General features: G+C 65.8%; 19 protein-coding genes. 10 read left to right on the top strand and 9 right to left on the bottom strand.

The features are described from left to right. Nucleotides 1-152: 152 nt before the first annotated feature. Nucleotides 153-452 carry a hypothetical protein gene (locus tag QOL82_RS10005; protein WP_283442102.1) on the bottom strand — a complete coding sequence of 100 codons (300 nt, stop codon included), beginning with the start codon at nt 450-452 and terminating at the stop codon, nt 153-155. A gap of 169 nt (nt 453-621) precedes the next feature. On the opposite strand from QOL82_RS10005, the gene QOL82_RS10000 reads away from it, so the two are divergent. The 4 genes from QOL82_RS10000 to QOL82_RS09985 all read left to right on the top strand — a co-directional run bounded on the left by QOL82_RS10000 (nt 622) and on the right by QOL82_RS09985 (nt 4333). Continuing rightward, nucleotides 622-1185, top strand: coding sequence for a DUF2889 domain-containing protein (locus tag QOL82_RS10000; protein WP_283442101.1), 564 nt, complete (start codon nt 622-624; stop codon nt 1183-1185). A 39-nt stretch (nt 1186-1224) separates the two neighbouring features. Next, nucleotides 1225-2391, top strand: a complete 1167-nt coding sequence (gene sucC / locus QOL82_RS09995) for an ADP-forming succinate--CoA ligase subunit beta (protein WP_283442100.1) — start codon at nt 1225-1227, stop codon at nt 2389-2391. Between the two features lie 23 nt (nt 2392-2414). Then, nucleotides 2415-3296 (top strand): succinate--CoA ligase subunit alpha, encoded by an 882-nt coding sequence (gene sucD, locus QOL82_RS09990; RefSeq protein ID WP_283442099.1) that lies wholly within the window; start codon nt 2415-2417, stop codon nt 3294-3296. Nucleotides 3297-3571: 275 nt separating this feature from the next. After that, entirely contained in the window at nt 3572-4333 is a 762-nt protein-coding gene (locus QOL82_RS09985; RefSeq protein WP_283442098.1) for a PP2C family protein-serine/threonine phosphatase, read from the top strand. Nucleotides 4334-4412: 79 nt separating this feature from the next. On the opposite strand, the gene QOL82_RS09980 is transcribed toward QOL82_RS09985, so the two are convergent. From QOL82_RS09980 to uraH, 3 genes are all read right to left on the bottom strand, one after another. Beyond that, on the bottom strand, nt 4413-4880 hold the full coding sequence (locus QOL82_RS09980; RefSeq protein WP_283442097.1) for a pilin: 468 nt from the start codon (nt 4878-4880) through the stop codon (nt 4413-4415). Nucleotides 4881-5152: 272 nt separating this feature from the next. Next, nucleotides 5153-6343, bottom strand: coding sequence for a urate hydroxylase PuuD (locus QOL82_RS09975; protein ID WP_283442096.1), 1191 nt, complete (start codon nt 6341-6343; stop codon nt 5153-5155). Nucleotides 6344-6373: 30 nt separating this feature from the next. Next, nucleotides 6374-6727: a hydroxyisourate hydrolase gene (gene uraH, locus QOL82_RS09970; protein WP_283442095.1), complete on the bottom strand. Its 354-nt coding sequence runs from the start codon at nt 6725-6727 to the stop codon at nt 6374-6376. A gap of 232 nt (nt 6728-6959) precedes the next feature. On the opposite strand from uraH, the gene QOL82_RS09965 reads away from it, so the two are divergent. The 4 genes from QOL82_RS09965 to uraD all read left to right on the top strand — a co-directional run bounded on the left by QOL82_RS09965 (nt 6960) and on the right by uraD (nt 10806). Continuing rightward, nucleotides 6960-7694, top strand: coding sequence for a GntR family transcriptional regulator (locus tag QOL82_RS09965; RefSeq protein ID WP_283442094.1), 735 nt, complete (start codon nt 6960-6962; stop codon nt 7692-7694). A gap of 146 nt (nt 7695-7840) precedes the next feature. Continuing rightward, nucleotides 7841-9322, top strand: a complete 1482-nt coding sequence (locus tag QOL82_RS09960) for a nucleobase:cation symporter-2 family protein (protein WP_283442117.1) — start codon at nt 7841-7843, stop codon at nt 9320-9322. Between the two features lie 21 nt (nt 9323-9343). Beyond that, a complete protein-coding gene (gene puuE / locus QOL82_RS09955) occupies nt 9344-10291 on the top strand; it encodes an allantoinase PuuE (RefSeq protein ID WP_283442093.1) in 948 nt (315 codons plus the stop codon). Further along, a complete protein-coding gene (gene uraD / locus QOL82_RS09950) occupies nt 10288-10806 on the top strand; it encodes a 2-oxo-4-hydroxy-4-carboxy-5-ureidoimidazoline decarboxylase (protein WP_283442092.1) in 519 nt (172 codons plus the stop codon). The genes puuE and uraD overlap by 4 nt, the downstream gene beginning before the upstream one ends. 22 nt (nt 10807-10828) lie before the next feature. Here the strand turns inward: uraD and QOL82_RS09945 are convergent, their stop codons facing one another. From QOL82_RS09945 to QOL82_RS09925, 5 genes are all read right to left on the bottom strand, one after another. Further along, nucleotides 10829-11620, bottom strand: coding sequence for an XDD4 family exosortase-dependent surface protein (locus QOL82_RS09945; protein WP_283442091.1), 792 nt, complete (start codon nt 11618-11620; stop codon nt 10829-10831). Nucleotides 11621-11898: 278 nt separating this feature from the next. Beyond that, complete coding sequence (locus QOL82_RS09940; protein ID WP_283442090.1) at nt 11899-12477, bottom strand: SCO family protein; 579 nt, start codon at nt 12475-12477, stop codon at nt 11899-11901. Nucleotides 12478-12503: 26 nt separating this feature from the next. Then, nucleotides 12504-14231 (bottom strand): multicopper oxidase family protein, encoded by a 1728-nt coding sequence (locus QOL82_RS09935; RefSeq protein ID WP_283442089.1) that lies wholly within the window; start codon nt 14229-14231, stop codon nt 12504-12506. A gap of 243 nt (nt 14232-14474) precedes the next feature. Then, the gene (locus QOL82_RS09930; RefSeq protein WP_283442088.1) at nt 14475-15854 is read right to left on the bottom strand and encodes a sensor histidine kinase; all 1380 of its coding nucleotides are present in this window, start codon (nt 15852-15854) and stop codon (nt 14475-14477) included. A 45-nt stretch (nt 15855-15899) separates the two neighbouring features. Beyond that, on the bottom strand, nt 15900-16694 hold the full coding sequence (locus QOL82_RS09925; protein ID WP_283442087.1) for a response regulator: 795 nt from the start codon (nt 16692-16694) through the stop codon (nt 15900-15902). A gap of 20 nt (nt 16695-16714) precedes the next feature. Between QOL82_RS09925 and QOL82_RS09920 the strand changes: the two genes are divergently transcribed. Together QOL82_RS09920 and QOL82_RS09915 are read left to right on the top strand one after the other, a co-directional pair. After that, entirely contained in the window at nt 16715-16858 is a 144-nt protein-coding gene (locus QOL82_RS09920) for a hypothetical protein (protein ID WP_283442086.1), read from the top strand. A gap of 361 nt (nt 16859-17219) precedes the next feature. Continuing rightward, complete coding sequence (locus tag QOL82_RS09915; RefSeq protein WP_283442085.1) at nt 17220-24065, top strand: peroxidase family protein; 6846 nt, start codon at nt 17220-17222, stop codon at nt 24063-24065. Nucleotides 24066-24068: the final 3 nt, after the last annotated feature.

The raw sequence follows: 24068 nt of genomic DNA, 5'->3' as shown, positions 1-24068 counted from the left end.
AAGTGGGGCAAAAAAGGCGACCCCTACGATGGCGGTCCGCTGCGCGGACTGCACGCGCCGCCAGCACCTGAAACGGGAAGCGTCCGAAACTCGCTTCGCTCAGACAGCGGACGCTTCTTTATCCGTTTCAGGCACTGGCGACGCGTCGCCATCTAACGGGGATTCACTGCAACGGCAACGGCCACTGCAACGGCAATAGCAACGGCGACGGCAACGGCGACGGCAACGGCAACGGCAACGGCAACGGCAACGGCCACTTCGACGGCAACGGCCACTTCAACGGCAACTGCGCAACTGCAACGGCACCAGTCGCTGCGCGGCGCTAACAGCAACAGCAACAGCAACAGCAACAGCAACAGCAACAGCAACTGTCGCTGCGCGGCGCTAACAGCAACAGCAACAGCAACAGCAACAGCAACAGCAACAGCAACTGTCGCTACGCGGAACGGCAATGGCTATGGCACGGCCCCCCTTGTCCATTCGGCTACATTCCAAAACACCTGTGATACACTGCCGGGGTTTTTGCAGCGCCGCATGAGCGGCTGCCGCCGTAGAAACTGCGGCGGCGACACGCAAATGCGGCACATTTTGTTGTTGCCGCTTCAATCGGCACTGGTCTTTATGCCCCTGTCACAGCCCACATCCCGCCGCGTGCTCAGGCACACCCGCGCTATCAAGATCGACGCCTATTCACGCGAAGACGGCTTCTGGGATCTCGATGCCCATATCACCGACGTCAAGACACGCGACATTCCCGCCGCGGCCGGAATTCGTCCGGCCGGCGTGCCGGTGCATGACCTGTGGCTGCGCGTGACGATAGACCGGGCGCTCAATATCGTCGATGCCGAGGCGGTGTCGGACAACGTGCCGTATCCCGGCTACTGCGATACGGTCGGCCCTGCTTACCGTTCGTTGATCGGCCTGAACCTGTTGAAGGGCTTGCGGCATGAGCTCAGGCAGCGGCTGGGCGGCATCCTTGGCTGCACCCACCTGACCGAACTGGCGCAGGTGCTCCCCACGGCCGCGGTGCAGGCGTATGCGGGGGAAGTCATTCCGGTATCGGGCGACAGCGATACCAAGCCGTTCCAGCTAGACCGCTGCCATGCATTGCGCACCGACGGCGGGGCGGTCGCCAAGTATTATCCGCGCTGGGCAGTCGCCCGGGCGGACGATTCCACTCCTTAATCCAGTAATTATTCAATCAGCGTCTGAAGGGAAGCTCGCATGAAAATCCATGAGTATCAGGGTAAAGAAATCCTCCGCAAGTTTGGAGTGACTGTTCCACGCGGCATCCCGTGCATGAGCGTGGACGAGGCGGTCAAGGCCGCTGAAACCCTGGGCGGCCCGGTATGGGTCGTCAAGGCACAGATCCACGCCGGCGGCCGCGGCAAGGGCGGCGGCGTCAAGGTCGCCAAGTCGATCGACCAGGTCCGCGAATACGCGAATGCCATCATGGGCATGCAGCTGGTGACGCACCAGACCGGCCCGGAAGGCCAGAAAGTGCGCCGCCTGATGGTCGAAGAGGGCGCCGACATCAAGAAGGAACTGTATGTGTCGATGGTCACCGACCGCGTCAGCCAGCGCGTCGTGCTGATGGCGTCCAGCGAAGGCGGCATGGACATCGAGGAAGTGGCCGAGAGCCACCCGGAACTGATCCACAAGGTCGCGATCGACCCGGCCCTGGGCCTGACCGACGCCGATGCCGACAGCATCGCCGCCAAGATCGGCATCCCGCAGGAATCCATCGCCGACGCCCGCGCGCAGCTGCAGGGCCTGTATCGCGCGTACTGGGAAACCGACGCATCGCTGGCCGAGATCAACCCGCTGATCCTGACCGGTTCGGGCAAGGTGATCGCGCTCGACGCGAAGTTCAACTTCGACTCCAACGCGCTGTTCCGCCATCCTGAAATCGTCGCCTACCGCGACCTGGACGAAGAAGATCCGGCTGAAATCGAAGCGTCGAAGTTCGACCTCGCCTACATTTCGCTCGACGGCAATATCGGCTGCCTGGTCAACGGCGCCGGCCTGGCCATGGCGACCATGGACACCATCAAGCTGTTCGGCGGCGAGCCGGCCAACTTCCTCGACGTCGGCGGCGGCGCCACGGCCGAGAAGGTCACCGAAGCATTCAAGATCATGCTGAAGAACCCCGGCCTGAAAGCCATCCTGGTCAACATCTTCGGCGGCATCATGCGTTGCGACGTGATCGCCGAAGGCGTGATCGTGGCGTCCAAGGCCGTGTCGCTGAAAGTGCCCCTCGTGGTGCGCATGAAGGGCACGAACGAAGAGATCGGCAAGAAGATGCTGGCCGAGTCCGGCCTGCCCATCATTTCCGCAGACACCATGGAAGAAGCCGCGCAGAAGGTAGTCGCCGCGGCCAACGGTCAATAACGCATCGCGCAGAAGGAAACACAATGTCCATTCTCATCAATAAAGATACCAAGGTCATCACCCAGGGCATCACCGGCAAGACCGGCCAGTTCCACACCCGCATGTGCCGCGAGTATGCCAACGGCCGCGAGGCGTTCGTCGCCGGCGTGAACCCGAAAAAGGCAGGCGAGGACTTCGAAGGCATCCCCATCTTCGCAAGCGTCAAGGAAGCCAAGGACCAGACCGGCGCGAACGTGTCGGTCATCTACGTGCCGCCGGCAGGCGCCGCCGCGGCGATCTGGGAAGCGGTCGAAGCCGAGCTCGACCTGGCGATCTGCATCACCGAAGGCATCCCCGTGCGCGACATGATGGAAGTCAAGGACCGCATGGCCAAGTCCGGCAGCAAGACCCTGCTGCTGGGACCGAACTGCCCGGGCCTGATCACGCCGGACGAAATCAAGATCGGCATCATGCCGGGCCATATCCACAAGAAGGGCCGCATCGGCGTCGTGTCCCGTTCGGGCACGCTGACCTATGAAGCGGTCGGCCAGCTGACCGCGCTGGGCATGGGCCAGTCGTCGGCTGTCGGCATCGGCGGCGACCCGATCAACGGCCTGAAGCACATCGACATCATGAAGATGTTCAATGACGATCCGGACACCGACGCGGTCATCATGATCGGCGAGATCGGCGGCCCGGACGAGGCGAATGCGGCCGAGTGGGTGCGCGACAACATGAAGAAGCCGGTGGTCGGCTTTATCGCCGGCGTGACCGCGCCGGCAGGCAAGCGCATGGGCCATGCCGGTGCGTTGATCTCCGGCGGCGCGGACACCGCGGAAGCCAAGCTGGCCATCATGGAAGCCTGCGGCATCAAGGTGACGCGCAACCCGTCGGAAATGGCGCGCCTGCTGAAGTCGATCCTGTAAGCGCATCTGGCTTGCAGCACAGCCCCCCGGCAACGGGGGGCTTTTTTTTGCGCGGCATGAACGCGCGACGGCATTGCGGGAGGGGATGGCCGCACCGGCATTGCACTTCCGGGCGCTTTCCCGGCTGCGGCTGCTCCTGCCTGCCCGACGGTCGGCGTAGCGCGTATTGCCGCTGCGACGCTGCCGTGCGGCGAATTCTTCCACGCGGCAAGCCCCGATTGCGGCATCGCCTCGCGCTGCGCTATATTGTTTAAACCCTGACAACCATTCCCGCCATGCCCGATCCCGCCGTATTCGACTACGCCGCCGTCACCGACACCGGGCGGGTGCGCGCGCACAACGAGGACGCGCTGGCCGTTGCGCCCGCGATCGGCCTCGTGGTGCTGGCCGACGGCATGGGCGGCTATGCGGCCGGGGAGGTGGCGAGCGATATCGCGGTGTCGGTGATACGGGACGTGGTCGAGCAGCATTTCCTGCACCAGCCCATCGTCGCCGACGCGCTGTGGCAGGTGCTGGTCGACGCGGTGCTGGAGGCGAACACCGCGATCATCGCGGCGGCGGTGGACGAGCCGTCGTACCGGGGCATGGGCGCAACGCTGGTGACCGGGATCTTCCATGGCAGCCTGCTGGTGCTGGCCCATGTCGGCGACTCGCGGGCCTACCGGCTGCGCGACGGGCTGCTGACCCTGCTGACGCGCGACCATTCGGTGCTGCAGGAGCGCATAGACGCCGGGCTGGTGACGCCGGAGCAGGCGCGCCTGTCGAACATACGCAACCTGGTGACACGGGCGCTGGGCGCGGAAGCGCTGCTGTCGGTGGAGGTGCACGAGCATGCGGCGGAGCGGGGCGATGTCTACCTGTTCTGTTCGGACGGCCTGAATGACATGCTGACCGATGAGGAAATCACCGGGATATTGCTGGGCGGGACAGGCGGCCTGCAGCAGGCCTGCGAGGAACTGGTCGGCGCCGCCAATGAGGCCGGCGGCGCTGACAACGTGTCTGTGGTGCTCGTGTACGTGGATAGTGCGGCTGGCTAGGTCAGGTATCCGTTGCCCGGGCAGGTCTCTCCATTTTTAAAGCCTGCCGGGCATCGACTCACGGTGTTTCTGGCGCCGCCTAAATATTGTTCTTGGTCAGCGCAGTCCTGGCCTGATCGTTTGTGACCGTGGTTGCGGTCACCGTCCATGTAATGGATGTCTGGTCTGCCACGGTGCTGGGCGTGATCGTGATCGCCGCGTTATCCACGCCAGTGCCCACGCCGGTGGCGAACGTCATCGTGATGATGCCGGCAGCCACAGCGGCTGAAGCGACTTCCTTGGTCGGCGTGAAGGTCGGGATCTGACTGGCTGCGCCGGTCGTGCAGCTTGCCATGGCGCCACCGGCTTCCTGGTAACACACTGCGACCGCGGTTTTAAGCGTATCGATTGCACTGATCGCATTCGCCACCTTGCTGCGCACGATGTAGTTCTGATAGGCCGGTATCGCCACCGCCGCCAGGATGCCGATAATCGCAACCACGATCATCAGTTCGATCAGCGTAAAGCCCTTCTGCACATCCTGTTTTGCAACGTTCCATTTCTTCATTTGCCACTCCCTCCGGGTTGTTGAACAACAAAACTGCGAAAGCGGCTATCGCGATTCCCGTGCCATGCAAAAAAGCTGCAATCAACGGACGTTCGTTGTACGGGGGGACGAGATCGGACGACTCTTGTCCGGCGGCTGACAATCCACGGCCAGTGGGCAAGGAATTGTCATAAAGAGATGATTGTTGATCGGCCGTCATTTGGACTGCGCAGCAGGCAGGCGAAAAAAAACGGCGCCGTCGCCGGCGCCGCCCTGTGAGGACAAGACGCGTTTTACTTTGCGCCAGCCTCAAACCACTTACCGATCACCGCCCGCTCATCGTCGGTGATGTTGGTCATATTCCCCAGCGGCATCGCCTTGGTCACCACCACCTGCTGGTAGACCGCCTGCGCATGGCCGCGGATCTGGTCCGGGCTTTCCAGCAGGATGCCCTTGGCCGGCGTCGGCATCAGGCTGGGCTTGGCCGCATGGCATTGCACGCAGCGCGCCTCGACGATCTTCTGCACCTGGCCGATATCCACCGCCGCGGCTGCCTTGTCGGCGGCGCCGGCGACCGGCGCCGCGGGCGCGAGCCAGAACACCACGCCGGCCAGGATCGCGATGGCCGCGGCCGGGTAGGCCGGGTTGCCGCGCTGCTTGTGGCGCTGGATGTAGAAGTGGCGGATCAGCGCGCCGGCGGCCATGATGGCGATCAGCACCACCCAGTTGTGCGGGGCGCTGTAGGTCAGGCTGTAGTGGTTGGAGATCATCCCGAAGATGACCGGCAGCGTGACATAGCTGTTGTGCATGCTGCGGTGCTTGCTGCGCTGCGACAGCAGCGGATTGACCGGCTCCTTGGCCTTCATCGACGCCACCATCTTGCGCTGGTTCGGGATGATGACGAAGAACACGTTGGCCGCGATGATGGTGGCCAGCGTCGCGCCGGTGATCAGGAAGGCCGCGCGGCCCGAGAACACGTGGCAGGCGCCCCAGGCGATCACGCCGACATACACGGCCACCAGGAAGGCCAGCAGCTTCTCCTGCTTTTCCAGCGCCTTGCACAGCAGGTGGTAGATCACCCAGCCGCCGACCAGGAAGCCGAGCGCGGCCAGCACCGCCACCGTGGGCGTGATGTCGGCGACATTTTTGTCGATCAGGAAGACCTTGGGATTGAACAGGTAGAGCACCGAGAACAGGCCGAAGCCCGACAGCCAGGTGCTGTACGCTTCCCAGTAGAACCAGTGCAGGTCCTTGGGCAGGTGCGGCGGCGCCAGCACGTATTTCTGCGGATTGTAGAAGGCGCCGGCATGCACTGCCCATAGTTCGCCGCCGACGCCCTTGGCCTTGAGCGCCTCGTCGACCGGCGGGCGCAGGCTGTTGTCGAGCCAGACGAAATAGAACGACGATCCGATATAGGCGATGGCGACGATCACGTGCAGCCAGCGCAGCAGCAGGTTGGCCCATTCGAGCAGATAAGCTTCCATCCTTGTGTCCCCTTGCTTGTTCTTGCGGCCTTAGCTGCCGCGGTAGGTTGAGTAGCTCCATGGGCTGGCGACCAGCGGCACATGGTAATGCTTGCCGGCATCGGCCACGCCGAAGCGCAGCGTCACCACGTCGAGGAAGTTCGGCTGCGGCAGCGCCAGACCGAGTCCGGCGAAATAGGCGCCGAGGCTGAAGTCGAGTTCGTAGACGCCGGGCTGGAAGGCATCGCCCTCCAGCAGGGGCGCATCGCAGCGTCCATCGTTATTAGTCTTCGTTGACAACAAATGCTGGCGATTATTGTCAACAATTTTGTAGAGAGAAATCTGGATATTCTGTCCCGGCCTGCCGTGGGCAGTGTCGAGGACGTGTGTCGTCAAGCGGCTCATTGATACTCCACTGAAAAAGGGATGTTGCGACGAGGGGAGATGCTTCCGGAACCTGAACGGCATTCAGCAGTGCATGGTGCCAGGCATCGCTGGGTGGACGTATCTCGGCTGAGACTGCATGCCACCGGCGGGGGGTTGGACAAAATACGAAATAAATTGTTGACAATCCTAGCCTCGGTTGGCATCCTCGTCAACATCGTTTCATCATCCTCACTCAATTCAACAGGGCAGCATGAGTACACGTCCCCGGCTGGTCACTGCTTCCGCCCCGTCGAATCCGCCACAGGCCGAGCCGGCAAACGACGAGCGCATGTACCTGGAGGTCTACGACGCCATCATGGAGCACCGGCTGCCGGCCGGCACCAAGATGGCGGAGCAGACGCTGGGCGAGATCTACGGGCTGGCGCGCCACCATGTGCGCAAAGTGCTGGCGCGGCTGGCCGCCGACGGCCTGGTCGACATCGAGCCGAACCGCGGCGCCTATATCGCCAGCCCCGGCGCCGAGGAAGCGCAGGACATGTTCGACCTGCGCCAGACGCTGGAGCAGAGCGTGGTGCAGAAGCTCGCGCGGCAGGCCGGCCCGGAAGACTTTGCCACGCTGCGCGACATGATAGGGCGCGAGCGCGACGCCTACATGCAGGGCAACCGGCCCTTGTGGATACGGCTGTCGGCCGACTTCCACATCGCGCTGGCCCGCCTCGGCGGCAATGCGCTGGTGGTCGACATCCTGCGCCGCCTGGTCTCGCGCACGACCCTGCTGATCTCGGATGCCGACAAGGCCGGCGGCCAGCAGCCCTGTTCGTTCGACGAGCACCTGGCCGTGGTCGACGCGCTGGAACGCAAGGACGACGCGCAGGCGCAGAAGGCGATGGCGCGCCACCTCGAACAATGCGCATGCCGGATGCTCAGCGGCGGCGAACGCCGCTTCGACCTGCGGGCGGCGCTCGGCAAGGCCGGGCAGACCTGAGCCGGCGCAGCACCCATCACCAACCCCGTCGCACAACAAAATAACAAGACATAACCCGTCCTTACAGGAAACCGGAGACAAGCATGTCCATATCACAAGCCACTTCCGCAATACCCGAAAGCCCGCGCGCCGGGCAGCCCGGCGCGATGCCGCCGGCGGCCGCGCCCGCCGTCGACATCGACGCTTCCCCGTCGGCCGTCGACGAACGCCTGCCCGCCGGCAAGCTGGTCACGCTGGGCCTGCAGCATGTGCTGGTCATGTATGCAGGCGCGATCGCCGTGCCGCTGATCGTCGGCCGCGCGCTCAAGCTGCCGCCCGAGCAGGTGGCGGCGCTGATCAGCGCCGACCTGTTCTGCTGCGGCCTGGTCACCATCATCCAGTCGCTGGGCCTGGGCCGCCTCTTCGGCATCCGGCTGCCAGTGATGATGGGCGTGACCTTCGCATCGGTCAGCCCGATGCTGGCCATGGCGAACGACCCGACGCTGGGCGTAACAGGCATCTTCGGCGCCGTCATCGGCGCCGGCGTGATCTCGCTGCTGCTCGCGCCCTTCGTCAGCCGCATCCTGCGGCTGTTCCCGCCGGTGGTCACCGGCAGCGTGATCGCGGTGATCGGCATCTCGCTGATGCGGGTCGGCGTCAACTGGGCGGTCGGCGGCCCGCCCAACATGGCGAAGATACCCGACCCGGCCTTTGCCGCCACGGTCGAGGCGGCAAAGGCCGCCGGCGCGGCGCTGCCCGCCGGCCCGGCCCCGATGATCGCCAACCCGGCCTATGCGGCGCTGGACAACCTCGGCATCGCGCTGTTCGTGCTGGTCGTGATCCTGCTGATGGCCAAGTACGGCCGCGGTTTCCTCGCCAACATCGCGGTGCTGTCCGGCATCGTCGCCGGCACCGTGCTTGCCTATGCGCTGGGCAAGGTCAGCTTCGCCAAGGTGGCCGCGGCCAAGACCTTCGCGCTGGTCACGCCCTTCCAGTTCGGCCTGCCGACCTTCGACGTCGTCGCCATCCTGACCATGACCATGGTGATGCTGGTGGTGATGATCGAGTCGACCGGCATGTTCCTCGCGCTGGGCGAAATGGTTGGCAAGCCGATCCGCCAGGACGACATCAGCCGCGGCTTGCGGGTCGACGGCCTGGGCACCATCATCGGCGGCATCTTCAACACCTTTCCGTACACCTCGTTTTCCCAGAACGTCGGCCTGGTCGGCGTCACAGGCGTCAAGAGCCGCTGGGTGTGCGTGGCCGCCGGGGTGATCCTGGTGGTGATGGGCGTGCTGCCCAAGATCGCGCAGGCCGCCGAAGCGGTGCCGCAGTTCGTGCTCGGCGGCGCCGGCCTCGTGATGTTCGGCATGGTCGCGGCCACCGGCATCCGCATCCTGTCCGGCGTCGACTACAAGCACAACCGCTATAACCAGTTCATCGTCGCGCTGTCGATCGGCTTCGGCATGCTGCCGCTGGTGGCCGAGCAGTATGCGCAGCACATGCCCAAGTCGCTGTCCTCGCTGCTGCACAGCGGCATCCTGCTGGCCGCCATCTCGGCGGTGCTGCTGAACCTGTTCTTCAACGGACTGGCGTCCAGCGAGGAAGCGCATGCCGCCGCGCGCGACAATACCCACGGGTCCGAATGACCAACCTGAGCCTGAGAACCTATGCCTAGACATGAAGCCTACCCACGCGACCTGATCGGATACGGGCGCGACCTTCCCCATGCCCGCTGGCCCGGCGGCGCCCGCATCGCCGTCCAGTTCGTGCTGAACTACGAGGAGGGCGGCGAGAACAACGTGCTGCATGGCGACGCGGGGTCGGAGCAGTTCCTGTCCGAGATCGTCGGCGCGGCGTCCTACCCGGCGCGCCACATGTCGATGGAGTCCATCTACGAGTACGGCTCGCGCGCCGGGGTCTGGCGCATCCTGCGCGAGTTCGAGTCGCGCGGCCTGCCGCTGACCGTGTTCGGGGTCGCCATGGCGCTGAAGCGCCATCCCGAACTGACCAGCGCGTTCGAGGAGCTCGGCCACGAGATCGCCTGCCACGGCCTGCGCTGGATACACTACCAGCACATCGACGAGGAAACCGAGCGGCGGCACATGCGGGAGGCGGTGGCCATCCTGCGCGAGCTGACCGGCAGCGCGCCGCTGGGCTGGTACACCGGCCGCGATTCGCCCAACACGCGCCGCCTCGTGGTCGAGCACGGCGGCTTCGTCTACGACGCCGACTACTACGGCGACGACCTGCCGTTCTGGACCGAGGTCAAGGTCGGCGGCGGCGCCGAACGGCCGCACCTGGTGGTGCCCTACACGCTGGACGCCAACGACATGCGCTTCGCCACGCCGCAGGGCTTCAACACCGGCGAGCAGTTCTACCAGTACCTGAAGGACAGCTTCGACGTGCTGTACGCGGAGGGCGACCCGGAAGGCCAGGACAGGCCGAAGATGCTGTCGGTCGGCATGCATTGCCGGCTGCTGGGCCGTCCCGGCCGCTTCCGCGCGCTGCAGCGTTTTCTCGATTACGTGCAGTCGCACGAACAGGTCTGGATCTGCCGCCGCATCGACGTGGCCGAGCACTGGATCGCAACCCATCCCTATGAGGCACAGGCATGAGCGCCACCATCACACTGGCCGAGCTGAACGCGATGCCGGCCGCCGACTTCACCGCCCGGCTGGGCGCCATCTTCGAGCATTCGCCGTGGGTCGCCGAGCGCGCCGCTGCGCGCCGGCCGTTCGGCAGCGTCGGGGAACTGCATGCCGCGATGGCGGACGCGGTGCGTTCGGCCAGCGAGGACGAGCGGCTGCAGCTGATCCGCGTTCACCCGGAGCTGGCCGGCAAGGCGGCGGTGCGCGGCGAGCTGACCGACGAGTCGACCCGCGAGCAGAAGGGCGCGGGGCTGGACCAGTGCAGCGTCGAGGAATTCGAGCGGATGCAGGACCTGAACCGGCGCTACAACGAGAAGTTCGGCTTCCCCTTCGTCATCGCGGTCAAGGGCCACGACCGCCACAGCATCCTGCGGGCATTCGCCGATCGCCTTGAAAACGACCGCGACGTGGAAGCGGCGACGTGCATCGAGCAGATCATCCGCATCGGCGGCTTCCGGCTGGCGGATGCGGTGACGGCCTGAGCAGGGGCGCCCCGGCGCCTGCCTACGCGCGGCGGCGGCGGACGGCCGCCATCCCCAGCAGGCCCACGCCCAGCAGGGCGCCCGTCAGCGGTTCCGGCACCTGGTTCGCCGGCAGGTTGAAGTCGCTTTCGATGGTGCCGAACTGGAAGCTGACATGGGCGATGTCGGCGATCGTCAGGCCGTTCACGCCCCTGAGCGTGAAGACCGCCGCGTCCTGCACCAGCGGCACGTCGCCCAATGCCTCGTTGGGGTTGAAGCCGGCGGCGTTGCTGATGATGCCGAAGTTGATCCCGTTGATGTTCCGCGGGTCGTCTAGGTTGGGTCCCGCGCCATTGTTGTTGAAATTGCCGATGTTGCCCTGCAGCCCGGTCTGCAGGTAATTCGCGCTGGCGATACCGCGGTCGGCTTCGCCGGCGAAGTCCCGCTCCTGGTAGCCGAATTCGCCGCTCAGGTCCGTCGCGCCGTCGCAGGTACTGCTGCATACCCCGGGATTGTAGATGCTCGATCCGCTTGCCAGTTGCGCGGATACCGTGGTCAGCCTGGGGTCGCCCGACAAGTCCCAGAACACGCCGGTCAGCGTGTTTTTTGCGGTATCCGTCTTGTTGTTCGGGCCGGACGTGTTGCGCAGCGTGACGGTCAGCAGGTCGCCGCTGATGTCGAAGATCGCCTCGGCGCTGACGTCGACCCGTTGGGCCGGCGCGCCGTTGCCTATGGTCGTGCCGGCGCCGGCAAAGGTGATGGTGTCGGCCGCCGCCGGCGCCGAGAAGGCTGCAAGCGCAGCGGTGCACAGCATGGATTTCAGGTATCGGTTCATCGTTCCGCCGTTAAAAAGGTTAATCAGCACGCATTCCCTTGATACCGCTTCCCTGGACGGCCATTGAAACCGGACGCCAGGGAAGCGATCATTTTTTCTCGCTTGTTTTCCTTGCTGCAATTAGTTCTAGCAGAAAACATGCCAGTAAAAAATGTTTCAAAAAAACAAGTACTTGTGCCTTTTCCATGCGGAATTAATTGTATGAATGTCAATATTTCCGACACCGGGCGCGACAGGCTGACACACCGGCGCCCGCACCGGCATCGCGCTACGGTCCTTCAGGCCGCACCGAGGATGCTGGTGACGATCTGGCTGGTTGAACTCTGGGCCGGCACCATGCACCAGCGCTCGGCCGGCAGGTTGCCGATGCGGACCACGCCGGTATGGTTGGAAATGTCGGCGTCCGCCACCGGGTCGCTGTCGTAGAAACCCAGCTTGCGCCGCAGCACCTCCATGTCCTGCGGCGCGCCGGTCAGGAAGGTCCAGCCGGGCCCGATGTCGTACTGCCGCACATAGTCGCGCAGCGCCTCGGGCGAGTCGAACTCGGGCCGCAGCGACAGCGAATACATGAAGATGTCGCGCCCGACACGCGGCCCGAGCGCCTGCTGCACCGCCTTCAGGCTGGCCGTGTTGGCCGGGCAGACGCCGGTGCAGACCGTATACATCATGTTGATGACGACCAGTTTTCCCTTCAGCAGGTCGTCATAGAAGCGCACCTTGCGGCCGTCGTGCGTCTGCAGCACCGTGTTGGGAAAATAGACCGCGGCGCCGGCGGGCGCGGGTTTGAGCGCCGCCGTCAGGGCCAGCGCGGGCGCCGCCACCAGGCCGCCCTTGAGGAACAATCGCTTGCTGTTCATCCGTGTTCTCCTGTGTGCCCGCGGGTTCAGTCTTCGATGTCGAAGCGGATCATCATCGCGTGGTCTTCGTGGATCAGGTTATGGCAATGCATCATGTACTTGCCGACGTAGTCGCGGAAACGCAGGAAGACGCGCAGTTCCTCGTTATTCCCCAGCACGTAGACGTCCTTGCGCCCCTGTTCATGCGGCGGCGGCGCCACGCCATTGCGCTTGAGGATGCGGCCTTCCTCGAAGTGGATATGCACCGGGTGGCTCCAGTCGCCGTTCACCTTGAGGATCCAGATCTCGGCCGTGCCGCGCTTGGGCTTGACCGTCGCCTTGCTGACGTCGAACAGCTTGCCGTTGACCGTCCAGCCGCCATTGCTGCGGTCGAAGATGAAGGTGCGGGTGGCGACGACTTCGGACAGGTCGACCGGCGGCAGTTCGCGCAGCTTGCTGGGAATGCGGCTGTTGTCCGGGCCGGTCCTGGTCGTGGCGACATCGAAGCGCAGCAACTGCGTGCCCGGCTTCAGGATGTTGCCGGTCGGTCCCCTGCCATTGACCTGTTCCAGCCGGTTTTCGAGATACAGCGTGCCGCCGGCGTACTTGGAAAAGTCGATGATGATGTCGGCCCGTTCGGCCACGCCCAGCCGGATCTTGGACATCATCAGCGGCTTGGGCAGCAGGTTGCCGTCGTTGGCGATGTAGGTGAACATCTGGTCCGCGCCGCGGAAGGTCAGGTAGAACTCGTAGAACCGCGACGGCCCGCCATCGAGCAGGCGGAAACGGTACTTGCGCGGCTCGACCTTGAAGTAGGGCTGTATCTTGCCGTTGACGCAGAACTTGTCGCCGAGGATGCCGTCGGTCTCGAACTGGTCGAACGCCAGGTAGCCGCCGGAGTCGAACTGCTTGTCCTGGAACACCAGCGGGATGTCGTATTTCCCGACGCCGGAAGGCAGCCGCAGCGCGGCCGGGTTGGGATCGTTCTCGTCGCCCGAATCGAGCTCGTCGAACAGCAGGTAGAAGCCGCTCAGTCCGCGGTAGACATTCTGCGCGGTGTAGTCGAGCCGGTGGTCGTGGTACCACAGTGTGCCCAGCGCCTCGCGGGAATCGCCGTCGGTGCTGCTGCTGCTGTCGTAGCCGGCATAGCAGTTGGAATAGAGATGGTCCTTGTACGCGCCGGGACCGGTCATCGTCGGCCCGTACTTGGTGGCGCTGTAGTAGTCGCCGGTGAACCCATCGCTTTCGGAGCCGCAGTGCAGGTTGTGCAGGTGCGTCGAGATTTCCGGCGAACCGTAGCCGACATGGTTGGCCGGCAGCTCATTGTGGATGCGCACCAGCACCGGCTCGCCGTAGCGGGCGACGAAAGTAGGGCCAGGCATCATCCCGTCGTAGCCCCAGACATCCTGCTCGGGCAGCTCGGGATGGAAGGAATGCCGCGCGGGCTTGACCCGCAGCTCATAAAACTTCGCCGGCGCGAAATTGGCCCAGCGCTGGTGGTCGGGCCGGCCGCATTCGCCTGCGCCTGGCGTGTTGGCCGGCGCCGGGTAAAGGCTGCCGGAGACCGGCTGCTTGGGCAGGTAGACCGGCAGCGGCTCGACGAACGGCGTGGTGGCGGGACTCGACGGCTTGACGGGGGTGGGGGTCACGGCGGTCACGGCGGCCCGGGCGGCAGGCGCGACCGCGGCCGCCGCCGCGCCTGCCGTCAGGGTCGCGCCCTGCGCGAGCAGCTGCCGCCGGGTCAGCCGGCGGCCAGAGAACATCGGGTTTTCCATTGCTTGTCCTTCACAGAGTCTGGGTTTGCCTGGGCGCACGCGTCCGTTCGCTGCCTGGCGAACCGGAACGTCCGGCTGCCGGAAAACGGTCGGCACGGAATGATCTTAGGCGCTGGGAAACCGGTGCGGGACCAGCAAAACGTTGTAAATTGGATAAGTAGGAACAACCCTACGCGGGAAGTAGGGAGACACCGCCCGGCCGCTTTTCCCAGAAGAAATGGGAGCGTGAAAAAGGCGGCGCGCTCAGGCCGGGTCCAGCGGCACGCTCACGGTCAGCGCGGTGCCGCGGCCGGGCGCGCTGGCGAGATTGAAGTCGCCGCCGACGCCCAGCGCCCGTTCCCGCATGCCCGACAGCCCGAGGCCGCTTTCGCCGGTTTCGGCGCAGGGCGTAAAGCCGCGGCCGTTGTCGGCGATGCGCAGGATGAGCGCGTTCGGCGCCCTGGAGATGGTGACGCTGACTTCCGTCGCCCCGGCATGGCGCATTGCATTGGTCAGGGCTTCCTGCAGTATCCGGAACAGCGCCATGGCGGTGTCTTCGGGCAGCGCACAGTGCGTCGCGGCGCAGGTGAAGTTGCAGCGGATGCCCGAGCGCTTCTCGAATTCGCGGACCTGCCAGCGCGCCGCCGGTATCAGCCCGAGGTCCAGCACTTCGGGACGCAGGTGATAGATCACCGCGCGCACGCTGGCGATCAGCCCGTCCATCTGCGCCAGCGCCTGCGCAATGCCCTGCTGCAGCGGCGCGTTGCGCTTGCCGGCATGCCGGTCGAGCTGTGCGATGGCGATCTTCAATGCATACAGGTCCTGCCCGAGGCCGTCGTGCACCTCTCTCGCCATGTGCTTGCGCTCCTGCTCGCGCACGGATTCCTGCCGGGCATACAGCTTGCGCAATGCCTCGCGCGACGCGGCCAGCGCCTCCTGGGCGCGCAGGCGCTCGTCGTTCTCGGCCGTCAGCAGCCGGTTGGCGCTCTCCAGTTCCGCCGCGCGTTCGCGCTCCTGCAAGTGCGGCAGTGCGCGCGCCTGGCGCCACGAGCCCGCCATGAACAGCAGGCTGGTGGCGAGGATGGCGACAGCGGCGCCCAGGCCCAGGTAGGCCCTGCGCTCCCATGCCGCGTGTTTCCTGCGCAGCTCGGCCAGGCCGGCGAGCTCGCTGGCGACCATGTCGGCAGCCATCTGGCGCAGGCCCGACGGAAGCGTCGCCGCGCCCTGCATGCCGCCGGGACGGGCGCGCGCCAGCGCCAGGTAGCCGGCGATGATGTCGCCCATGTCGCCCACGGCGTCCAGGTGCTGCTGGTGCGGGTCGTCATGGAGCGCGCCGGCGCCGGCGGCGTCCAGCGTCGACTGCATCGCCGCCAGGGCGCTGCGCGCCTCGGCCAGGTATTCCGTGCGCCCGTCGGCCAGGTAATGCAGCCCGGCCACTTCGGCGCGGATCGCGTCCATCGCCAGCCGCTGGAATGCCGTCAGCGAGGCCATGCTGCGTTCCATCTGGCGCGTGGTTTCGAAGGACATCGCGCTGCTATGGAGGAAAATGCCCAATGCGGAAAGCAGCGCGATGGCCGCGCAGGCGAAGGCGGCTTTTCCTGCCGCCGCTGCGCCCGTGCTGCGCCTGGGTTCTATCGCCGACATGGCCGGTGGGATGTCGCAGCGCCACCCGCGGCGCTGCTGCCTGCGTCAGCCGGCCTGGCAGGCGGCGTCGGCATGCAGGCCGGCCATGCCCGGGAGATCCTGAAAGTCCGCCATGACCGAAAGGTCCATGGCCGGCAGCGTGTACGACGCGTCCCTGGCCACGGCGGGCGGTGGCGGCGCGCGCCGCGCCGGCCGCTCGACCAGGCCCATTTCCATGGCCTTGACGACGAGTTCGGCTGCGTTGCGCAGGCCGAGCTTGCGCATCAGGCTGGCGCGGTGCTTTTCAACGGTCTTGGAACTGATGCAGAGGAATTCGCCGGCCGCGCGGTTCGTATAGCCTTCGCCGATCAGCTTCATGATGTTGCGTTCGCGTTCCGTCAGCATGTCCCATTCGCTTTTCTGGGCGGGCGCCGCATCTCCCTGCAGGTAATTGTCCAGCATCTGCATCGACACCTGGTTGCAGATGAATTTCTTGCCGCGCACCACCAGCTGCAGCGCGAAGGCAAACTCCTCGAACGACGCGCCCTTGAGCACATAGCCGTCGGCGCCGACGCGCAGCGCTTCGCGGATGAACTCCTCGTTGTCATAGCCGGTGAGAATAACGCTGCGCACCTCGGGAGACCGCCTCTTGATCTGGACCAGCGCCTCGAATCCGGTAATGCCCGGCATGGACAGATCCATCAGGACCAGATCGGGATGCAATATCGCCGCTTCTCTTATCGCTTCTCTCCCATCGCCTGCTTCTCCAACGACTTCGTAATTGGGCATTGCGGAAATCATCGAATGCAGGCCCTTGCGCAGCAGTTGGTGGTCCTCGGCGATCAGTACGCGAATTGTCATTATTTTTCTCCGGAAATTCCATGTTTTCAACAGGTTGGAACGTGCTGGGCAAATCAGGAGGTCGTATCTCGTCGCCGCATGTCGATCAGCAGACCGAATGCGCCCGTATTGCATTGGATGCAGGAGAAGCAGTTTTCCGGCGGAAGGCGATAAAGGACGGGTGAATCCAAAACGGTTTGCATTAATGATCCTAAAAAATGCCGGTTTATGGAACCAATATTTTTATGGTTATTTTGTTATTAGTATTACGGTTTTTTGGGGTGAAAAGCAATATTGTCGCCAATTATTTTTAATACTTAAAATTAACGATACTTACTTAAAGTAAACATTCGCAAAGATAATTTTTCGGGCTTTTGAGGAAAGTCCTACTTTTGAGGTAGGAGTTCTACTACGCAAGCTTCCAGCCCCGTGCAGGCGCCTCCGTTCCGCAAGTAAACCCAATATGCTGATGTCACGGTATTGCGAAATAAGCAATGTTTTTGGCCACGGCCGGCCATCATTCTTGAACTGCATGGGAGAGCTGCAATGGCAACATTCATCAGGTCGGACCTCGATTTCATCCTGACCCAGATCAGGATGGCCGAGGCCGGCCAACCCCCGGTCAACACCCATCTTTCCTTCGGCCTGCGCCAGGTCAACGGCGAGAACAACAGCATCGTGCCGGGGCAGGTCGACTATGGCGCGGCCGACGGCCTGTTTCCACGGGTGGGCGAGCCGGTGTTCAACCAGGCCGAGGCCGGCACGTCGTATGCGTCGTCGACCGGCCTGGTGATCGACTCGGCGCCGCGCACCATCAGCAACCTGATCGCCGACCAGAGCAGCGGCAATGCGGCGGCGGTGCAGGCGGCCGCCACGGCCAGCGATGCGCTGGGCACCGGCTACCAGCACAGCCTGCCGGGCGCGGACGGCGTGCTCGGCACCGCCGACGACCTGCTGGTCAACGCGAACACGCCGGCCGGCAGCGACGCCAGCCTGTTCATCAACAATGTCACCCCGGACAACGGCCTGTCGGCGCCGTTCAACACCTGGATGGCCTACTTCGGCCAGTTCTTCGACCACGGGGTGGACCTGGTCAACAAGGGCGGCAGCGGCACGGTCTTCATCCCGCTCATGCCGGACGACCCGCTCTATGTCGCCGGCAGCCCGACCAATTTCATGGTGCTCACGCGCGCCACCAACCAGCCCGGCGCCGACGGCATACTGGGCACCAGCGACGACCTGCACGAGGGCACGAACTCGGTCACGCCCTTCGTCGACCAGAACCAGACCTACTCGTCGCACCCGTCGCACCAGGTGTTCCTGCGCGAATATGCGACCGGCGCGGACGGCCGCATCCACGCGACGGGCCGGCTGCTCGACCATGTCGCCCCGGACGGCAGCCATCACATGGCGACCTGGGCCGACGTCAAGTCCAATGCGCTCAAGCTGGGCATCCGCCTTTCCGACGAGGACGTGCACAATGTGCCGCTGCTGGCGACCGACGCCTACGGCAACTTCATCCCGCACCCGGTGACCGGCATGGCGCAGGTCGTGATGCGCGGCGCGGACCAGCGCGCCGGCACCGCCGACGACGTGCTGGTGTCCGGCACCCCCGCCAGTCCGGTGTCCCTGGCCGACGCGGTGCGCACCGGCCATGCGTTCCTGAATGACATCGCGCACGGCGCCGCGCCCACCGAACCGGGCGCGGTCGGCACGCACCTGGTGGCCGACGCCGACCTGGCGGCGGGCGGCCCGGTGGCCGCCGGCGCATACGACAACGAGCTGCTGGATGCGCATTACATCGCCGGCGACGGCCGCGCCAACGAGAACATGGGACTGACCGCGGTCCACGAAGTCTTCCACTCCGAGCACAACCGCCTGATCGAGCAGACCAAGGCGCTGATCCGCGCCGAGCTGGCCAACGGCGACACGGCCTTCGCCAGCAACTGGGTGGTGGCCGGCGCCAACCTGGCCGACGGCATCGCCGAGAACGAGTGGAACGGCGAGCGGCTGTTCCAGGTCGCCAAGTTCGGCACCGAGACCCAGTACCAGCACCTGGTGTTCGAGGAATTCGCAAGGAAGGTCGCGCCGACCATCCACGCGTTCGGCAACAGCGACATCCACCTCGACCCGGCGGTGACGGCCGAGTTCGCCCACGCGGTCTACCGCTTCGGGCATTCGATGCTCAATGAAACCTTCACCCGCTATGAACTGGCCGCCGACGGCACGCCGGTGCTGGATGCGCATGGCCGGCCGGTGCTCAGCGAAATGGGCCTGATCGACGCCTTCACCAATCCGCTCGCGTATGCCGCGGCCGGCGCCGACGCCGCCGGCGAGATCGTGCTGGGCTCGGTCAACCAGGTCGGCAACGAGATCGACGAATTCGTCACGGGCACGCTGCGCAACAACCTGCTGGGCCTGCCGCTGGACCTGGCCGCGCTCAACATCGCGCGCGGCCGCGAAACCGGCGTGCCGTCGCTGAACCTGCTGCGCAACCAGCTCTACAGCCAGACCCAGGACACCGCGCTCAAGCCCTACGACAACTGGGAAGAGTTCGGGCAGTTCCTGAAGCACCCGGCGTCGCTGGTGAACTTCATCGCCGCCTATGGCGCCCATGCCAGCATCGCCGGCGCGGCCACGCTCGCCGACAAGCGCAGCGCGGCGCTCGACCTGGTCACGCACGGCAGCGCCACGCCCGGCAGCGCCGGCTTCAGCCAGGATGCGTACGACTTCATCCACAGCGCCGGCGCCTATGCCAACCAGCCGGACAGCCCGCATCCGCAATGGGGCACCGGCTCGGTCACCGGGGTGGACGCGGTCGACCTCTGGATAGGCGGCCTGGCCGAGAAGCAGAGCCTGTTCGGCGGCCTGCTCGGCTCCACGTTCAATTTCATCTTCGAGACCCAGCTCGAGAGCCTGCAGGACGGCGACCGGCTGTACTACCTGCCGCGGCTGGAAGGCACGCACTGGGGCACCGAAGTGGAAGGCAATTCCTTCGCCGACCTGATCATGCGCAACACCGGCACGCATCACCTGAGCGCCAGCATTTTCCTGACGCCCGAATACGTGGTGGAAGCCGGCCGCATCAATCCGAACGACCCGTCGACCTGGCTGCGCAACCCCGAGACCGGCAAGCTGCTGGTCGATGTGATGGCCGACGGCACGGTGCGCTTCATCGGCGACGACAACTTCCTCGGCAACACCATCGTGCTCGGCGGCACGGCCGGCAACGACCGGCTGCTGGCGGGGCAGGCGGACGACGACACGGTGTATGGCGACGGCGGCGACGACATCATCGACGGCGGCAACGGCAACGACTTCCTGTACGGCGGCACCGGCAACGACTTCATTTCGGACTCCGCCGGCAACGACACCATCCACGGCGACGAAGGCAATGACACGATCCGCGCCGGCATCGGCGACGACATCGTCTTCGGCGGCGACGGCAACGACCTGATCGACGGCGGAAAGGGCATCGACGTCGTCGCCGGCGGCCTGGGCAACGACATCATCCTGGCCGGCGAGGGCGACGACGAAGTGCAGGGCAACGAAGGCGACGACTGGATCGAGGGCGGGGCCGGCGGCGACCTGCTGGTCGGCGACAGCGCCGCGCCGACCGGCCAGGTGCCGTTGTTCGGCGGCAACGACGTGTTGATCGGCGGCACCGAAGGCGACCGCATGCAGGGCTTCAGCGGCGACGACATCATGACCGGCCTGGGCGGCTTCGACCGCTTCGAGGGCAAGCTGGGATACGACTGGGCGGTCTACCAGGACGAGACGCAGGGCGTCAGCGTCGACATGAACCGCAAGGAGTTCATCACCGCGCCCAACATCCCGGCCGGCGACGCGATCCGGGACGTGTTCATCGAGACCGAGGGCGTCAGCGGCTCGTCCCACGACGACGTGCTGCAGGGGACGGACAACCGGCTGGCCGACACCTTCAACGAGCTCAACAACCTGAGCCTGATCAACGGGCTGCGCAGCTTCTTCCCCGGCGCGCGGGTCAACTACTCGAACGGCAACATCATGCTGGGCGGCGGCGGCAGCGACATCATCGAGGGCCGCGGCGGCAATGACATCATCGACGGCGACGCCGCGCTGCACGTGCGGCTGGCCGGCAGCGGCGCGGGCGCGTCGATTGTCCGGGAAATCACCAGCGACGGCCGCGCCGGCGACATCGACGTCGCGCGCTACCGCGACGTGATGGGCAACTACATCGTCGAATTCCCCGACGCGCAGGGTTTCTACACCGTCAGCCACATCCTGCCGACCGGGGCCGTCGGCATCGACGGCGTGGACCGCGTGCGCAATATCGAGCGGCTGCAGTTTTCCGACGGCATGATCAGCCTGCAGGGGCCGAACGGCGTGCCGTTCGGCGTGCCGCTGATCCTCGGCGACAGCAACCCGGCGACCGCCATCGTCGACCCGGTGGTCGGCCAGGCGCTGACGGTCAACACCGCCGACCTGTTCGACGGCGACGGCATCGTCGGCCCGTTCACCTACCAGTGGCAGACGCAGGACGCCGCCCGGCTGCGCTGGGTGCCGATCACCGGCGCCACCGGCGCCAGCTATACCCCCAGCGACTTCCAGCAGGGTTCGGCGCTGCGGGTGCAGGTGCGCTATGTCGACGGGCTGGGCATCACCGAGACCGTGGTGTCCGCGCAGACCGCGAACGTGGCGTTCCCGCCGCAGGTCAACACCGCGCCCTTCGTGGTGCAGCAGCAGGCCGTGACCGGCCTGCCCGACACCACCATGAAGGAGCACACGCAGATCAACCTGTTCCTGCCGCTGCTGACCGTGTTCGCCGATGCGCAGACGCCGTCGAACCAGCTGGTCTACGCGGCGACGCTGGCCAACGGCCAGCCGCTGGCCAGCATGGGACTGTCCTTCGCCATGACGACCAATGCCGCCGGACAGGTCACCGGCGCGCGCGTGACCGGCTCGCCGCCGGACAACTTCATCGGCGCCATCGAGATCCGCGTCAGCGCCACCGACGCCGGGCCGGGCACGCCGCTGACCGTCACCGACAATTTCATCATCAACGTGCAGCCCAACCTGATCGTCGGCACCGCCGGCGCGGACGTCCTGGCCGGCACCGGCGGCGTCGACCAGATCATGGGCCTGGACGGCAACGACACGCTGTCCGGCCTCGGCGGCGACGACATCCTGGACGGCGGCAACGGCAATGACATCCTCAACGGCAACGCGGGCAATGACAAGCTCTTCGGCGGCGCGGGCGACGACACGCTGAACGGCAATGCCGGCGACGACACGATGGCCGGCGGCATGGGCGGCGACACCTACGTCGTCGACAGCGCCGCCGACGTGGTGACCGAACTGGCCGGCCAGGGCATCGACACCGTGCAGACCACGCTGGCGGCCTATGCGCTGGGCGCCAACGCCGAGAACCTGGAAAGGCTGGGCAATGCCGACTTCACCGGCGCCGGCAATGCGCTGAACAACGTCATCACCGGCGGCGCCGGCATCGACGCGCTGGACGGCGGCGCGGGCGACGACATCCTGAACGGCGGCAACGGCGCCGACATCCTCGCGGGCGGCGAGGGCAACGACACCCTGAACGGCAACGGCGGCGCCGACAGAATGGCAGGCGGCGTCGGCAACGACACCTATATCGTCGACAGCGCCGGCGACACGGTGACCGAAGCCGCCGGCGAGGGCGCGGACCTGGTGCAGACCACGCTGCAGGCCTATGCGCTGGGGAACAACGTGGAGAACCTGGCCTACATCGGCAGCGGCAACTTCAGCGGCACCGGCAATGCGCTGAACAATGAGCTGTCGGGCGGCGGCGGACGGGACACGCTGGACGGCGGCGCCGGCGCCGACACGATGACCGGCGGCGCGGGCGACGACACTTACGTCGTCGACAATGCGCTGGACGTCGCCGTCGAGCTGGCCGGCGGCGGCATCGACACCGTGCAAACCTCCCTGGGCAGCTACACGCTGGGCAGCGAGCTGGAGAACCTGCGGTACACCGGCGCCGCGGCCTTCGCCGGCACCGGCAACGCGCTGGCCAACACCATCACCGGCGGCAGCGGCAACGACAGCCTGGCGGGCGGCGGCGGCGATGACACGCTGGTCGGCGGCGCCGGCCAGGACACGCTTGCCGGCGGCGCCGGCAACGACACCTACGTCGTCGACAATAACGGCGACACCGTGACCGAGCTGGCCGGCGAGGGCAGCGACACCGTCCAGACCGCGCTGGGCAGCTATATCCTCGGGGCGAATGTCGAGAACCTGTCCTACACCGGCGTCGCCGGCTTCACCGGCGCCGGCAACGCGCTCGGCAACGTCATCACCGGCGGCGCCGGCAATGACCTGCTGGACGGGCTGGCCGGCATCGACACGCTGACCGGCGGCGCCGGCAACGATATCTACGTCGTCGACAATGCCGCCGACGTGGTGATCGAGGCGCCCAACAGCGGCACCGACCTGGTCCGCGCCAGCGCGTCGTCGTACCAGCTCTCCGCCGACGTCGAGAACCTGAGCTACGTCGGCACGACCAGCTTCGCCGGTACCGGCAACGCGCTGGACAACGAGATCGCCAGCGGCGCCGGCAACGACACGCTGGACGGCGGCGGCGGCGCGGACCGGCTCTCGGGCGGCGGCGGCGACGACATCTACCTGGTCGACAACACGCTGGACCTGGTGGTGGAACTGAACAATGCCGGCATCGACCTGGTCCGCTCCACCGCGAACGCGTACGCGCTGGGCGTGAATGTGGAAAACCTCACCTTCACCGGCGCCGGCAGCTTCGCCGGCACCGGCAACAATCTGGCCAACCTCCTGGTCGGCGGCGCCGGCAACGACCTGCTGGACGGGCTGGGCGGCGCCGACACCATGACCGGCGGCCTGGGCAATGACACCTATGTCGTCAACATCAACGGCGACGTGGTCAATGAGGACGCCGGCGGCGGCATCGACACGGTAATCTCGACCGGCAACGGCTATACGCTGGGCGCCAACGTCGAGAACCTGACGCAGCGCGGCGGCGCCGGGACGTTGAACGGCAATGCGCTGAACAATGTGCTGACCGGCGACACCGGCGCCGACACGCTGCGCGGGCTGGACGGCGACGACGTGCTGATCGGCGGCGGCGGGGACGACACGCTGATCGGCGGCGCCGGCAACGACGTGTTCATGTTCGGGCCAGGCTTCGGCCACGACACGCTGACCGGCTTCGACGCCAACCCGGTCGGCGGCCAGGACCTGCTCAACCTGACCGGGCTGGGCATCACGGCGGCGACCTTCAGCCAGGTGCACATCACCGACGCCGGGGCCGACACGCTGGTGACGATAGGGGCGGATTCCATCCTGCTCTCCGGCGTCGGGAATCACCTGCTGGTGACGATCGACGACTTCATCCTGTCCTGACCG

This window comes from Noviherbaspirillum suwonense, assembly GCF_900182955.1.
GTDB classification, from domain to species: Bacteria; Pseudomonadota; Gammaproteobacteria; order Burkholderiales; family Burkholderiaceae_D; genus Noviherbaspirillum_A; species Noviherbaspirillum_A suwonense.
The sequence above is the reverse complement of the archived record's forward strand: the minus strand, read 5'-3'. Positions and strand labels throughout refer to the sequence as shown.

What these genes read in the sequence shown, in the direction of transcription:
- QOL82_RS10000 (WP_283442101.1), top strand. Translation starts at nt 622, where the DNA reads ATGCCCCTGTCACAGCCCACATCCCGCCGCGTGCTCAGGCACACCCGC.
- QOL82_RS09915 (WP_283442085.1), top strand. Translation starts at nt 17,220, where the DNA reads ATGGCAACATTCATCAGGTCGGACCTCGATTTCATCCTGACCCAGATC.
- uraD (WP_283442092.1), top strand. Translation starts at nt 10,288, where the DNA reads ATGAGCGCCACCATCACACTGGCCGAGCTGAACGCGATGCCGGCCGCC.
- QOL82_RS09940 (WP_283442090.1), bottom strand. Translation starts at nt 12,477, where the DNA reads ATGAACAGCAAGCGATTGTTCCTCAAGGGCGGCCTGGTGGCGGCGCCC.
- sucC (WP_283442100.1), top strand. Translation starts at nt 1,225, where the DNA reads ATGAAAATCCATGAGTATCAGGGTAAAGAAATCCTCCGCAAGTTTGGA.
- QOL82_RS09930 (WP_283442088.1), bottom strand. Translation starts at nt 15,854, where the DNA reads ATGTCGGCGATAGAACCCAGGCGCAGCACGGGCGCAGCGGCGGCAGGA.
- QOL82_RS09920 (WP_283442086.1), top strand. Translation starts at nt 16,715, where the DNA reads ATGTTTTCAACAGGTTGGAACGTGCTGGGCAAATCAGGAGGTCGTATC.
- QOL82_RS09975 (WP_283442096.1), bottom strand. Translation starts at nt 6,343, where the DNA reads ATGGAAGCTTATCTGCTCGAATGGGCCAACCTGCTGCTGCGCTGGCTG.
- QOL82_RS09980 (WP_283442097.1), bottom strand. Translation starts at nt 4,880, where the DNA reads ATGAAGAAATGGAACGTTGCAAAACAGGATGTGCAGAAGGGCTTTACG.
- QOL82_RS09925 (WP_283442087.1), bottom strand. Translation starts at nt 16,694, where the DNA reads ATGACAATTCGCGTACTGATCGCCGAGGACCACCAACTGCTGCGCAAG.
- puuE (WP_283442093.1), top strand. Translation starts at nt 9,344, where the DNA reads ATGCCTAGACATGAAGCCTACCCACGCGACCTGATCGGATACGGGCGC.
- QOL82_RS09935 (WP_283442089.1), bottom strand. Translation starts at nt 14,231, where the DNA reads ATGGAAAACCCGATGTTCTCTGGCCGCCGGCTGACCCGGCGGCAGCTG.
- QOL82_RS09960 (WP_283442117.1), top strand. Translation starts at nt 7,841, where the DNA reads ATGCCGCCGGCGGCCGCGCCCGCCGTCGACATCGACGCTTCCCCGTCG.
- uraH (WP_283442095.1), bottom strand. Translation starts at nt 6,727, where the DNA reads ATGAGCCGCTTGACGACACACGTCCTCGACACTGCCCACGGCAGGCCG.
- sucD (WP_283442099.1), top strand. Translation starts at nt 2,415, where the DNA reads ATGTCCATTCTCATCAATAAAGATACCAAGGTCATCACCCAGGGCATC.
- QOL82_RS09945 (WP_283442091.1), bottom strand. Translation starts at nt 11,620, where the DNA reads ATGAACCGATACCTGAAATCCATGCTGTGCACCGCTGCGCTTGCAGCC.
- QOL82_RS09985 (WP_283442098.1), top strand. Translation starts at nt 3,572, where the DNA reads ATGCCCGATCCCGCCGTATTCGACTACGCCGCCGTCACCGACACCGGG.
- QOL82_RS09965 (WP_283442094.1), top strand. Translation starts at nt 6,960, where the DNA reads ATGAGTACACGTCCCCGGCTGGTCACTGCTTCCGCCCCGTCGAATCCG.